The 12,912-nt window shown below is 54.5% G+C and carries 11 protein-coding genes and 1 pseudogene; 9 read left to right on the plus strand and 3 right to left on the minus strand.

Features of this window, described 5'->3' with window-relative positions; all coding sequences use genetic code 11:
- Positions 1–58 precede the first annotated feature (58 nt).
- The 3 genes from ACI5GA_RS07005 (at position 59) to ACI5GA_RS07015 (ending at position 4,536) form a co-directional block, all read left to right on the plus strand.
- Positions 59–1,789 (plus strand): GMC family oxidoreductase, encoded by a 1,731-nt coding sequence (locus ACI5GA_RS07005; RefSeq protein WP_421422343.1) that lies wholly within the window; start codon positions 59–61, stop codon positions 1,787–1,789.
- Between the two features lie 81 nt (positions 1,790–1,870).
- Positions 1,871–3,277, plus strand: a complete 1,407-nt coding sequence (locus ACI5GA_RS07010) for an aldehyde dehydrogenase family protein (protein ID WP_421422344.1) — start codon at positions 1,871–1,873, stop codon at positions 3,275–3,277.
- Positions 3,278–3,327: 50 nt separating this feature from the next.
- Positions 3,328–4,536 (plus strand): MFS transporter, encoded by a 1,209-nt coding sequence (locus ACI5GA_RS07015; protein ID WP_421422345.1) that lies wholly within the window; start codon positions 3,328–3,330, stop codon positions 4,534–4,536.
- 227 nt (positions 4,537–4,763) lie between these two features.
- Here the strand turns inward: ACI5GA_RS07015 and ACI5GA_RS07020 are convergent, their stop codons facing one another.
- From ACI5GA_RS07020 to ACI5GA_RS07030, 3 genes are read right to left on the minus strand one after another with little or no spacing between them, the layout of a single operon-like run.
- A complete protein-coding gene (locus ACI5GA_RS07020) occupies positions 4,764–5,732 on the minus strand; it encodes a phosphoribosyltransferase family protein (RefSeq protein ID WP_421422346.1) in 969 nt (322 codons plus the stop codon).
- A gap of 54 nt (positions 5,733–5,786) precedes the next feature.
- A complete protein-coding gene (locus ACI5GA_RS07025) occupies positions 5,787–6,437 on the minus strand; it encodes a DUF1109 domain-containing protein (protein ID WP_421422347.1) in 651 nt (216 codons plus the stop codon).
- Positions 6,438–6,469: 32 nt separating this feature from the next.
- Entirely contained in the window at positions 6,470–7,021 is a 552-nt protein-coding gene (locus ACI5GA_RS07030) for a sigma-70 family RNA polymerase sigma factor (protein ID WP_421422348.1), read from the minus strand.
- A gap of 511 nt (positions 7,022–7,532) precedes the next feature.
- Between ACI5GA_RS07030 and ACI5GA_RS07035 the strand changes: the two genes are divergently transcribed.
- The 6 genes and pseudogenes from ACI5GA_RS07035 to nthB all read left to right on the plus strand — a co-directional run bounded on the left by ACI5GA_RS07035 (position 7,533) and on the right by nthB (position 12,867).
- Positions 7,533–8,447, plus strand: a complete 915-nt coding sequence (locus ACI5GA_RS07035) for an HD-GYP domain-containing protein (protein WP_421422349.1) — start codon at positions 7,533–7,535, stop codon at positions 8,445–8,447.
- An 86-nt stretch (positions 8,448–8,533) separates the two neighbouring features.
- A complete protein-coding gene (locus tag ACI5GA_RS07040) occupies positions 8,534–9,109 on the plus strand; it encodes a chlorite dismutase family protein (protein ID WP_421422350.1) in 576 nt (191 codons plus the stop codon).
- Positions 9,106–10,158: pseudogene (locus tag ACI5GA_RS07045) on the plus strand (methyl-accepting chemotaxis protein); the annotation flags it as partial. The gene ACI5GA_RS07040 and the pseudogene ACI5GA_RS07045, both read left to right, overlap by 4 nt.
- 126 nt (positions 10,159–10,284) lie before the next feature.
- Entirely contained in the window at positions 10,285–11,016 is a 732-nt protein-coding gene (locus ACI5GA_RS07050) for a methyl-accepting chemotaxis protein (RefSeq protein WP_421425449.1), read from the plus strand.
- A 76-nt stretch (positions 11,017–11,092) separates the two neighbouring features.
- Positions 11,093–11,554, plus strand: coding sequence for a RidA family protein (locus ACI5GA_RS07055; protein ID WP_421422351.1), 462 nt, complete (start codon positions 11,093–11,095; stop codon positions 11,552–11,554).
- Between the two features lie 629 nt (positions 11,555–12,183).
- On the plus strand, positions 12,184–12,867 hold the full coding sequence (gene nthB / locus ACI5GA_RS07060) for a nitrile hydratase subunit beta (protein WP_421422352.1): 684 nt from the start codon (positions 12,184–12,186) through the stop codon (positions 12,865–12,867).
- Positions 12,868–12,912: the final 45 nt, after the last annotated feature.

Below are 12,912 nucleotides of genomic sequence, written 5' to 3' on the forward strand. Positions count from 1 at the left end.
CTGAACTCCCCCGATGAATGACCATCGGGGGCAACTCCCGGATCTGGCAGGTGAACCCATGACATTGCAGATCGAAAGTACTGAATATCTGATCGTTGGAGGTGGGGCAGCGGGTTGCGTGCTCGCCAACCGGCTTTCGCGTAATCCGTCCAACAACGTGACGCTGCTTGAGGCAGGCCCCGACACCCTGCCCGACAGTACGCCAGAAGACATCCTCGACACTTACCCTGGTCGAGCCATGGCCAACATGGATTATTTCTGGCCATCACTCAAGGCGCGTCGGGGAAACGGTGACTATCTGTCCACTGCGGGCAAGAATCCAGCTTTCTTCCACCAAGCACGCGTAATAGGTGGGGGTTCCAGCATCAACGCTCAGATCGCGTTGAGGGGCCTGCCACGTGACTTCGATACATGGGCCGAGCAAGGTGCGAAGGGCTGGGATTGGGAGTCGGTACTGCCCTTTTTTCGCAAACTCGAAACCGACGTGGACTTCGAAAACCATATGCACGGTGACACGGGCCCGGTAATTGTCCGTCGCGTTCCCCGAGCGAAGTGGGATCCTTTCACCCAAGCCGTGGGAAATGTATGGGCTGAACAAGGCCATGCGTATGTCAAAGACATGAACGGCGATGCCAGCGATGGCTTCAGCTCGGTGCCATTCTCCAACGACGGACACGTTCGTTGGTCAGCGGCCCGCAGCTATCTCCCCAACGATGTGCGCAGCCGTCCCAATCTGCGAATCCTGGCCAACACGGAAGTCACGCGTGTTCGGTTTGAAGGGAAGCGGGCTGTAGGTGTCGATGCGCAGCACAAAGGGAAAGCGATCTCGATCAATGCAGAGCATGTGATCCTGTCTGCTGGCGGCATTCATACTCCAAAACTGTTGATGCTGTCGGGGATCGGGCCCAAGGAGCACCTCGCAGAAGTCGGGATCCCCGTAGTTCTGGACAAACCAGGTGTGGGCACGAACCTGCAGGATCACCCCAGCATCTATGCATCCTGCTTCATGCCGACGGATATCCGTACCGGCCCGCACTACATCGGCCCTGCCAGCTATCTACGCTATTCGTCAGGCGTCGAAGGCTGCCCTGAGTCTGACATGGTGATGATCTCGGCAGGTCGTTCAGGATGGCATGCCGTGGGTCGACAACTGGCAACACTGGTGCCCTTCATCGGCATCCCTTTCTCGCGCGGATACGTGCGCCTGAAGTCGAAAGAATGGCAACAGGAGCCGGACGTTTGCTTCAACTTTCTGGACGACATTCGGGATCGTCAGAGGATGGTCAGCGCCTTTCGCATGAGCGCCGAGTTGTTGATGCACAGTTCGTTATCCAAAGTCATCGACAACCCGTTCCCGTCGATGTTTACCGAGCGCGTTGTCAACTTGTCGATCCCGAACATGAAGAATCGTGCAGTCACCAAGCTCGCAGCTTCGCTGCTGGATATCGGGAGCGGAGTGCGTACGTTCTTGATGGATCATTTCGTCAACGAAGGGCCGCAACTCATCGACCTGCTGAACGACGAAGCGGCGATGACGGATTACGTCTGCAACGCGGTGGTAAGCCTTTGGCACCCTAGCTGCACTTGCCGTATGGGAACTGCGGATGACCCGCTGGCCGTAACAGACAACCAGGGTAAGGTTTTCGGGATTGATCGGCTGATCATTGCGGATGCCTCCGCGATGCCAAGCGTGCCGACCACCAATACCAATCTTCCAACACTGATGTTGGCGGAGCGCATCGCAGACAAACTGCTGGCAGAAAAAGCCCGTACTGCTCGCGTCGCCTAACCCACGAACTCAACGCCAAAAGTCCTTTGATCGAGTAACGACTTGAGGCCTGCGTACATCTGTGAAATAGAGGAAATGACCATGACTACTGAATACACCATGCTGATCAACGGCCAGTCTGTCCAAGGCGCCGGCGTAGCCCCCGTGTTCAACCCTGCTACAGGCGAGCCGTTTTCGCTGCGCCCAGTCGCATCCACCTCGCAACTGAATCAAGCCGTCAAGGCCGCACGTGATGCACAGCCCGCCTGGGCAGCCACCACCATTGAAGAGCGCCACGCAGTACTGCACCGCATGGCTGACCGCATTGAAGCCGCGACGGAAAAGCTTGCTCAGGTACTGACACTTGAACAAGGCAAACCACTGCGTGATTCGCGTGGTGAGATTGGACTTCTGGTTGCCACGATCCGTCAGTTCACCACCATGTCACTTGAGACAGAGGTGATCGAAGACACTGAAACCAACCGTGTCGAAGCCCAATACCGCCCATACGGTGTCGTCGCAGCAATCGTTCCCTGGAACTTCCCGCTCGGTTTGATCGGGAACAAGCTGCCCCCTGCCCTTCTGGCGGGCAATACCGTTGTCATCAAACCGGCTTCATCTACCCCACTGTCCGCGCTGGCATTGGGTGAAGTAATCGCAGACGTTGTACCACCAGGCACAGTCAACGTGATTTCCGATAACGGCGGTCTGGGTGGCCCGCTGAGCCAACATCCTGATGTCAACAAAGTCGCTTTCACCGGCTCCACCGCAACAGGCAAAACGGTAGCCAAAGCAGCACTTGAAGATCTGCGCCGAGTCACGCTCGAACTGGGCGGCAACGACGCTGCAATCGTGCTGGATGACGTGGATGTAAAAGCGGCCGCTGCCTACATTTTCGCGACCAGCTTCGCCAACACTGGCCAAGTCTGCTACGCAATCAAACGGGTTTATGCGCAGGAAAAAATCTACGACGAATTCTGCGATCAAATCGCTCGTCTGGCGGATGCGGCGGTCGTGGGTGATGGCATGGACGAAGCGACCCAATACGGCCCACTGCAAAACCTCAAGCAGTATGAAACCACACTGCATTACCTGGATATCGCAAAGCGCGATGGCCGTGTCATTGCCGGCGGCGAGAAGATGGATCGTCCAGGCTTCTTCATTCGTCCTACCGTCGTTAGGGATATTGATGACACGTCCCCGCTGGTGACCGAAGAACAGTTTGGCCCAGTTCTTCCCATCGTGAAAATCACGGATGAGGAAGATGGACTGCGCCGCGCGAACGCCTCCGAGTACGCGCTGGGAGGATCGGTCTGGTCGAGCAATCTTGATCGCGCCGCGAAAGTTGCCGCACGTCTTGAGGCCGGGAATATTTGGATTAACCAGCATCTGCGCCTGGCTCCGCACATCCCGTTGTCACCAGCCAAACAGTCGGGCGTCGGCATTGAGCTGACACAAGACGGGCTGAAAGACTTTGCCCAAATGATCGTCCTCGATATCCGCAAATGATCGACAGTCAGCCCCGATGACTCGGGGCCGACTCGATTGCAGGAGCTTCCATGTCTATAAAGAACCAATCTGCCGCTGGCAGTTTCAGCGAACATCCAGCGGCGTTGAGTCGCTCACACCTGCTCTTGATGGCCACGGCTGCAGGCGTGGGCATTGCCAATCTGTATTACAACCAACCGCTGCTCAATCAGATGACTCAGGACTTGGAGTCCGACCCTGTCAGCATCGGTCTAGTACCGTCACTCACTCAAGCCGGTTATGCGATTGGAATGCTTCTTCTCGTACCTCTGGGCGACATGATCGCACGCAGAAAACTGGTCATCCTCGCAGCTGCTCTAGCAACGGCTATGCTGCTCGGTACCGCCTTCAGCTCGGGCGCACACGCAGTCCTGGTCTTTAGCGTTTTGCTGGGCTTGTTCAACATGACGCCACAATTGCTCATTCCGTTGGCAGCTCAACTTGCTGCGCCTGATAAACGAGGTCAGGCCGTAGGGGTGATGCTCAGTGGTGCATTTGCCGGCGTGTTGCTCTCAAGAACAGTGGCAGGATTCGTTGGATCTGAATGGGGATGGCGCTATCTATACATCGGCGCAGCCGCACTGCAAGCGATGCTGCTCGTGGCGTTATATCGGGCACTGCCTGAAAACCAACCTTCGTACTCAGGCCGCTACGTCGACCTGCTGAAGACGATCATGTACCTGCTACGTGATCAGCCAGTGTTGCGTGAGGCCTGCCTTTTCGGTGCCACACTGTTCGGCGCTTTTATGGTGTTCTGGTCTAGCCTGATCCACCTGATGTCTGCTGCCCCATTCAATCTCGGCCCAAACTCAGTGGGTCTGTACGGCATTCTTGGGGCGGGAGCGGCGCTCCTTAGTCCGATCGCCGGAAGGATCGCAGACCGAGGCTACGCGCGACGATTTGCAGGCTTGATGGTCATGCTGACGATTCTGTCTTTTGGTATTTTCTGGGAGTGGAAGACTAGCCTGATCGGCATCGGGGTAGGCGTACTTGCGATGGACTTGGGCGTTCAATTGGCTCATGTCGCGAACCAGAGCAGGATCTTGCATTTGGCTCCCCACGCTCAGAGCCGGATTCAGACCGCCTACATGACCGCTTACTTTGGTGGTGGTGGAATAGGCGCTGCAACTGGGACACTAGCATGGCGCAGCTCCGGCTGGGCCGGCGTATGCATAGCTGCAATCTTGCTGCTCTGCATTCCACTACTTCGCTGGTTCCTGCCCTTGAAAAACGCGAAATAAGTGAGTGGTCTTAGCGGTAAGGCACTCTTTTTAACGACTCAAGAATTTGGCACACATGAACTGCCCGCGCGCCGGCGCTAGGCGGTATGGAAACCGGATAGCGCCCCTACCCCAACTGTGCTTCAAGGACACCGTCTAACCTACCCGCGTCCGTCGCTTTGGATTGAGGATAGCCGTGCTTTTGGGCTAACCGTGCATCGCTGCTCGCAGGCGCGACTAACACGGGTCTATCCCGACCATGACTGAGCACTCACCCAGTGCCCCTCTTTCGCTTCGGCGTTCCACCAGATGGTATGAAGCAAAGGAAAAGTTCGGGCGATATGTAGAGCCTGGACAGGATTGCTTTCAATGTAGTGGGTGCACCCTAGTCGCCGCGCATAAGTGGCCTTGAACCGAGCGACATCTGCGGGGGCATCAGTGAATAAAGACGAGTCTCTCATCACGAGTTTCAGTCCCCGGAACCCGTGTCTATCCAGCCAGAACTGAGTCCGCTGTCGATCCATTTCAGGCCTACCGGTGATAATTGCAGTTACCTTCTCTAGGGTTGGCAAAGTATCGAATGGCAATAACTCATCCCTCGTGGCAAGTGCGGACTCTAGACACTCCTCGTACACATCTAACGGCAGATCAGGAACCAGCACTCCATCCAGATCAATCCCGTAATAGGTAAAGGTATGGTCTTGATCAACGCTCATGCGGAGACCAGCTGAAGCCTCTTGCCACTGGGCGCGGTAATCGTCAGTTAGCGCCTGGCGCTCCCATGGGAATATGGAGTAGTAGCCTCGACTGTCCAAGGCATAGTGAGGCCTGATTCGACTGAGATCATCGTAGACGCCGGTTAACGTGTGCACGATTATGCCGTGTTGCTCCAAAAAGCGAACACAGTCGATGAGCGTAAAACCAGCGCCTGCGATGTCTTCGCATAACAATACTTTTGAGCCAACTTTTGGCATGGGAACTGATGAGTCCCACGCCACGGTGCGCGTGGATCGCTCATAGCGCAAAAAAGTGACCTCTACCCCTGTGGCGTGGGAAACCATCAAGGCTAAAGGTGCGCCCCCACGCAGAACTCCAACAACTTGGTGAAAACGTTCGGCGCGAAGATGCCCTTGCAAAGAGGAAATCCACTGATCCAGTTTTTGGTATGAGACCTCAATCAAGGGCCTGCCCAAACGCTCTGTACTACCCTTAAACACGCAATAGCACCTCAGTAGCGAATGCGAAGCTGAATCCGGCGCCCTTGCAGCAGATCACCATCTGAGCAAGCTAGGGCCGAGAATTGCACCAATGGCTGCAGAGATGGCTATTCCCAGGACGTACCGAGCAGCCCAAAACACCAATTCCGTTTCGGGGCAATGTAGGCAGTAGACAAACGCTGCGGTCGCACCGGCGATGAGACCCGCCACTGCACCGGCCAAATTTAAATGCGTAGGCGCCAAACGCTTCATGGCATGCAATAGCGCTCCCAACCCCGGAAGGGAGAGCGCGGCGATATCGAGTGGGCAGCTGCGCCAAAGTCGATCAGACACCAAACTCCATAAGGTGCCATTCGGTGAGTGATAGAGCTCAATCACTAAGGCAGCGGCAATACAGCTCAAAGGCACGATAATGCCAAACCACGCCCCTCTTACGGACTGACCCGGCTGAGACAAGCGGCTTGCCACAAATAGCCCGCCAGCCATTACCGAGAAGCTGAACAAGAGTTTTGCCCAGAACGTATAGGTCAGAATCGCAGTAGAGATATCCGCGCGGATGCCAAGCAAAGTGATAAGCAGCACAGTGGAGCTAAGCAATCCGCAAGACATGGCATAGGCAAACCGGTTGCGGATTTCATGTGGATCAATGGCAGTAGCTGAATCTGCAAGATACTCAATAAGCCGTTTTGTTTTCATTTTCTGCATGCCTACAGTCTCGGGGTCGGGACGAGCTATCTTCACTTCAATCCCCTCTGGTACACATCAGCTAGCATCTTGAGGGCTCGATGCAACGCGACGCGGACTGCCCCTTCGCTCATGCCCAACTGCTGGGCTGTATCTCGTACAGTGGCCCCCTCGAGGGATATCAATTCAACAATGTTCCGCTGCGCAGATGAAAGTTGGCGCAGAAGCACCTCCAGCGAGGGACTCAATGTGGGGTCAAAGCTATCTTCCGCGGGAAGACTCTCAACCACGTCGTCCAGAGGCACCTCAACACGTCGACCACGACGTCGCATTGAGTCAATGAGCTTGTTACGTGCGATTACCGAAATCCAAGGGCTCACTGGACGCTTAGCGTCCCATGTACCTCGCTTCAAATGGATCGCCAGTAAGATTTCCTGAACGACATCCTCTGCATCATCCATCGCTCCAACCTGATTGCAGCGAAACCGCACCAACCCCCGTAGATAAGGGGTGACTGATTCAAGAAACTTCCTGTAAGCATTTGCGTCCCCGGCGTTCCCTTGAGCCAGTAGGACGCTCCAATTGTCTTCGAGGCTTTCGGTCATGCTCCGCCTTTAGTTTTCGAAACGGGCTGTGGGATTTGTTCGGGGAGAGGCTCGGAAGATCGCAGTGGAAAACCATCAATCGACCGCCTCAACATCCACTACCGCAACACTAATGCTGGGACGGGCTGTCCGTTATCACCTAATTCGTCTCAGCTCCTGAATTGGTTACACGTTGATTGATAAATTTTTCTGCTAGTAACTGGCTTCGCACACGGGCAATGACCTAACCAGAGCGCATGCTTGGACGCTTGGCACCTCAAACGTTCGATGGCAACGGATAATTTCTCCATCGTCATCCTGTCGCTGGGTGCCAGGCTAAAGAATGGCTTGCCAACGATTCGTCTACCGCTGATGAGCAAATCCCTTCCACTGATACCTGCACAGCTCGACCGGCGAAGCCCTGGAAACTCATAATTTTTTGTGTCGTTGTAACAAACGTGGGGCCAAGAGCGAATTTACGGGTGATGGACTAAACCCAGCATTCCTAATTCCTTTTTGGATGCAAATCCCCATGAAACTTACGAAAAGGTTGAGTGACTGGCTTCACGCGTCTCCTGCAACCGCTGCGTCACCGTCGATCGGCATTGATCCCCGCTTACTCTCCAGCCTTCTATCCATGGCTTGGCTTGTGGAAGCGCGTGATCCATACACCGGTGGACATCTATGGAGAGTGTCTCAGTACTGTACGCTTCTAGCGCAAGGAGCCGGACTTCCTCTTGAGGAAGTGCAACTCATCGCGTTGGGAGGGTTTGTGCATGACTTAGGAAAAGTCGGGATTCCCGATGCTGTGTTACGAAAGCCTGGGCCACTCGACGAGGAGGAATTCGACGTCATCAAAACCCACCCCGACATTGGAAGAAGGCTTCTTGAAAGTCACCCGCTTGCAGAAAGAGTAATGGATGCAGTGTGGGCTCACCATGAGATGCCGAATGGTCGAGGGTACCCCAGAGGATTAATCGGAGATCAGATTCCTCGAATGGCTGCGATAACCGGTATTTGCGATGCCTTCGACGCAATGACCAGTGACCGTCCTTATCGCAAGGGGATGTCCCCGACTGTCGCTTTGAAAGCTGTCGAGGATGGAGCAGGAACACAGTTCGATCACGATTATGCACACCTGTTTGCACGTATCGGACGTGAAGGCAAGCTGAACCACATACTAGGCCATACCGATGTAGGTATCCCCTTGCGCCGGTGCGAGGGGTGCGGCCCTACCGTAACAGTATCGCGAGACAACAAAGTCGGTGATGTGGTGTTTTGTGCTGCTTGTGGAATGGGCTACGAGCTCTATCGACCTAAAGAAGCAGCCCCTTTAGGCGTCCGCGCCACTGGCGCAAGGGGCTCAGCCAGCCAGCTGAATCCCTTACCCGACAAATCTTTGATTTTGGATCTCGCAGGGCAGTTCACATCAAGCCCGCAGCGTTGATGACGTGCCTGGCGAAGTCAGGAAATAGATACGACTTCCATCCACTCGATGCACGGAATTCCGTGTAGCACCTAAGAGCATTTCTGATGACCGTGACGTCGCAACGGGTATTCAATTTTACCGCCGGAGAGCAGGGGCCTTGGCAAATACAAAGCACCACGAATGTAGCGGGGTCACCATTACCAGGTGCATCAAGGCTGGAAGTGACGGCCAATCGCAGAGAGAGAACTCAATCCGTCCCGGCATGGCGATTACAAGGTATTACTAGCAACGATCGTTACGTAACACGAGCTGAAAAAATTGCCTTAGCCACTCGTCAGCCTGAGTTAGGACGCTCATCTGCGACCTGTGCGGCCCTCATCGCGCTGCGAAAGCAGCCCGCCTGGTGGCAACTGACGCAAGACGAGCGTAGGGCCATCTTGGAAGAGCAGTCAAATCACATCGCCATAGGCATGAGGTATCTGCCTACCATCGCGCGACGTCTGTACCATTGCCGCGATCTCGCTGACGCCCAGCCCTTTGACTTCATTACTTGGTTCGAGTTTGCACCGCAAGACACCAACGCCTTCGACGAATTATTAACAGCCCTGCGTCGCTCAGTCGAATGGCATTTTGTCGAGCGTGAGGTCGACATCCGAATGGTGCAGGTTGACACCATATGAAGACATCAGTGAGGGGCAAATTGGTAGCGGGTTTTGGAGCCGTGCTGCTGCTAACCGCATTGCTTACATGGAGTGCGGTTTATAACGTCAATCAGTTGGCCTCTAGAAGTCAATCACTGGTAGACAGCATTTCTCTGGACAGTCAGATCGCCAAGATACGGTTTCAGGAAAGCGAGTTCGATCGAGCGACCCAGGACACAGCAGTCGAAGCCTTTCACACAGAGATCAAACGGTTCGACGAGATCTTGGCTGAAGTACAACGCGGTTCCGGCCAGGATGCACAATCCTCTATAGATAGGATCAAAACGGTACGCCGTAACTACCAAGAGACCTTCACAGGCTTCGTCGCTGCCCGGAGACGCGCCGAGGAGGCGCAGCGCGCAATGACCCCTGTCGTAGAGATGATTAAAGACAAGCTAGAGCAGGTCACCGCTGGATTATTCGCGGCGTTGCCAAGCAACCCCTCACTTGTGGGGGCGGCTCTACAAGATGCCGTAAGGCTGCAAGCCATGAGTTCAACCCTACAAGACCAAGTGCTTGGCTACGTGGAAAATCCTACAGATCAAGCCCATCAACAATTGTCCACTAGCGCCGACAGAATTCGTCAGCAAGGCAACGATCTGTGGGAGCAGTTGCCGTCCGAATCACTTCAGCAACCGCTGGTTGACGCTCTAGGCACCGTACTGGTTTATCAGGATCAAATTGCAGAGTTTCGAAAGGATATCCTCACTAGCCTAGACGCCAAGAAACTGATGCTCAACCAGGCCTTAGAGCTTCAGGCATTAGGTAAGACGATCTACCGGCAACACGTGGAAGGGCGTCAGGTAGATATCCGCATAGCGCAAAGTGTTCTGTTCACTACCGCGATCCTTGCGCTGCTTCTGGGTCTAGGTGCATCGATGACTATCACACGACAAATCATCCCCCCATTGGACAGGGCCCTCCTCCTCGCCCGCCAGATTGCATCTGGAGATCTTACTGGCGACTTGGTGGTCAGCACGCGCGACGAGATTGGGCAGATGATTCAGGCCATGCAGGAGATGACACTGCAGCTGCGCCAGCTTATCGGCGGCATAGGCGGCGGTGCTGAGCGCCTGACCTTTGCTGCCCAAGAGTTGTCCGTTATTACTACCCAAAATAATGCGGGGATTGGCGAGCAACGAAAGCAGACGTCAATGGTAGCCGAGGCCGTTGCTGAGATGGTTGCCAGCGCACACCATGTCGCTCAAAACGCCAGAGACACTTCCAACGCTACCCATCTTACTGAGCAACGTACGATCGAAGGAGATCAGGTAATCGCCCAAGCATTGGTGCATTTCGATCTTCTGTTAACCAATGTCGCACAATGTAGCTCGGCCATGACGCGGTTAAGGCACGACAGCGAGAAGATCGATGGTGTGCTCGGGGTCATTCGGGCGGTTGCAGAGCAAACCAATCTGCTTGCACTGAACGCTGCGATCGAAGCAGCAAGAGCAGGTGAAAGTGGACGTGGTTTTGCTGTAGTTGCCGATGAGGTTCGCGGTTTGGCCAAACGAACGCAGCGATCTACGCAAGAGATCGAAAAACTGATCGTATCTCTGCAGGATGGCGCCAAGGAAGCAACAACGCTGATGGTACAAAGCGAACACATGAGTATCTCCAGTGTGGGACTGGCACGTGCCGCCGGCCAAATACTGAGTGAGATAAGAAGTTCTGTCGCCTCGATCCACAGCATGAACTTAAACATCGCAGCTGCCGCGGATCAGCAGACAGAAGTGTCGAAACAAATCAGCAGCAACCTGGTTCAGGCTCGTGGCATTGCCGATGAGTCTGCCCAAAACAGCGTGAAAATTACTGCCGCGAGTACAGAACTTTCGCGCCTCAGCGTCGAACTCACGACCTTACTGCAACGTTTCAAGGTCGCTTGAACCTTTAAGCGGGCACGCACAATCGTGCCCGTCTTCTGGAAACCCTCACTCACCTTACGAAAGTAGAGCCAACCCGATGGATAAAAACGTTCTGGAGCGATTGAAAACGGCAGGACTGGTATTGCCACCGGCACTCCCAGTGAAGGGGCTTTACCACTCCGTGGTTGAAACACATGGCGAGCTCTACGTCTCTGGCCTCGGGCCAATCGTGGACGGAAAACCTCTGACCGGTATCGTGGGTAAGGACGTCAACTTGACACAGGCGAAGTATGCAGCGCGAGTCACCGCGCTGCTGATCCTTGCAGCTCTCGAAGAATACTGTGGTCTGCAAAATGTCCTGCGCTGTACCCGCTTGACAGTGTATGTCAGAGCTGAAGAGAACTTCATTCGCCATCCAGAGGTTGCAGATGGTGCTAGTGAAGTCTTCAAAGACGTCTTCGGCGAGAACCTGCTGCCCGCACGAAGCGCAATCGGTGTCTACACGTTACCATTCGCAATCCCTGTGGAAATCGACAGCATTTTTCAACTCAAGCCCTAACGGACGCTGTGTTTGCTCTGCGGCTCAAGCCAAAAGGCGCGCTCTTAGTGGAACAGCCGCAGCGCTCCTGCACCTCCCCTACCCATCCTCACGACCGCACTCGCTTCCGTCCGACCTACCGCGTCATCCAGACTGTTGGGTACCCCACGCAGGCTGCAGTGTATTGGGGCTAAAGCTCTGATAACCGAGCTGCGCCGGTAGCAATAAAGAGGTGAACGCGCTGACGATTTGAGAATTTTGTTGCACGATATTTAGCATGCGAGGCAGGTGCTGTTTAACAGGGGCATCGGGTGCCCGTTAGTCAACTTCACGAAACGACACGCGCACTGAAAGGGCACGTGCGCCATTCCTGTGCAATCTGATAGAAGACTCATATACAATCGCCAAACATCCTAACGCTTGATGATCCTAAAAGACGTATATAAATCATGAAGTTAGGAGAAATTAACCAAATAATGATTCTTTTGGCACACCTTATGCTCTCCCCTGCTTGGACATCGCATACCTTCATTGAGGTGATGTCGACATTACATCGCTGACAGCTCAGTGCTGCCAGAACGGCAAATAAGCCCTTCAAGCCTTCATGGCTCGGAGGGTTTTTTTTTGGTTTTTTTTCAAGGAGCACGCGTATGAAGCTTCAGCAATTCTTGGGAGGAATCGAAGGATTGGGCCCTGTAGCCGTTGAAAAGCGGGTGTTCGTCGAGCCTTGGGAGGCACGACTGTTTGGCGTCCACGCCACCATGATGGGTACCAGTATCTGGGCTTGGCCCGACTTGCGGGTCAAAGCCGAAGGCATGAACCCTCTCGACTATTTCAAATACCGCTACTACATCAAGTGGCAAGGCGCGATGGCGGAGTTCCTGATCGAGCGAGGCTACATCGAGGCCAAAGAGCTGGATGCGCTTACGCAGCACTTTCTCGATAACCCGGAAACGCCGCTCCCGGAGAAAGGCAATCCACTCATCACCGACCGCGTCATTGAATACCTGTGGACGGGGGATAACCCCTATCGAAACATCGCCACCACCCCGCGCTTCAAGGTAGGGGACAAGGTTTGCGTCAAGGACGTACCACTGGGCATTCATACCCGCCTACCAGGTTATCTGCGTAACAAAGTCGGCGTTGTGGAAGTTGTCTACGACGGTGCTTACCTGTACTGGGACAAAGGCCCAACTGATGGCCTAGGTACCCCACAGCCAGTCTACAACGTGCGCTTCAAAACCACCGATATCTGGCCAGACATCCCTGACCACGGCGATGTTTTGTACAACGATTTTTTCGAAGTCTATTTGGACGCGGTTCAAAACCAGTAACGCACCCAACCTGCATTCCGTTGCCCACTAGACACCTGAAGGAAC

Origin of the sequence: Pseudomonas sp. Pseu.R1, from assembly GCF_045764065.1 — a bacterium.
Lineage (GTDB): Bacteria > Pseudomonadota > Gammaproteobacteria > Pseudomonadales > Pseudomonadaceae > Aquipseudomonas.

Excerpts from the sequence above, each read along its gene's own strand:
- nthB (WP_421422352.1), top strand. The coding sequence starts at position 12,184 with ATGAAGCTTCAGCAATTCTTGGGAGGAATCGAAGGATTGGGCCCTGTA.
- ACI5GA_RS07055 (WP_421422351.1), top strand. The coding sequence starts at position 11,093 with ATGGATAAAAACGTTCTGGAGCGATTGAAAACGGCAGGACTGGTATTG.
- ACI5GA_RS07010 (WP_421422344.1), top strand. The coding sequence starts at position 1,871 with ATGACTACTGAATACACCATGCTGATCAACGGCCAGTCTGTCCAAGGC.
- ACI5GA_RS07030 (WP_421422348.1), bottom strand. The coding sequence starts at position 7,021 with ATGACCGAAAGCCTCGAAGACAATTGGAGCGTCCTACTGGCTCAAGGG.
- ACI5GA_RS07050 (WP_421425449.1), top strand. The coding sequence starts at position 10,285 with ATGGTAGCCGAGGCCGTTGCTGAGATGGTTGCCAGCGCACACCATGTC.
- ACI5GA_RS07025 (WP_421422347.1), bottom strand. The coding sequence starts at position 6,437 with ATGCAGAAAATGAAAACAAAACGGCTTATTGAGTATCTTGCAGATTCA.
- ACI5GA_RS07035 (WP_421422349.1), top strand. The coding sequence starts at position 7,533 with ATGAAACTTACGAAAAGGTTGAGTGACTGGCTTCACGCGTCTCCTGCA.
- ACI5GA_RS07005 (WP_421422343.1), top strand. The coding sequence starts at position 59 with ATGACATTGCAGATCGAAAGTACTGAATATCTGATCGTTGGAGGTGGG.
- ACI5GA_RS07015 (WP_421422345.1), top strand. The coding sequence starts at position 3,328 with ATGTCTATAAAGAACCAATCTGCCGCTGGCAGTTTCAGCGAACATCCA.
- ACI5GA_RS07040 (WP_421422350.1), top strand. The coding sequence starts at position 8,534 with ATGACCGTGACGTCGCAACGGGTATTCAATTTTACCGCCGGAGAGCAG.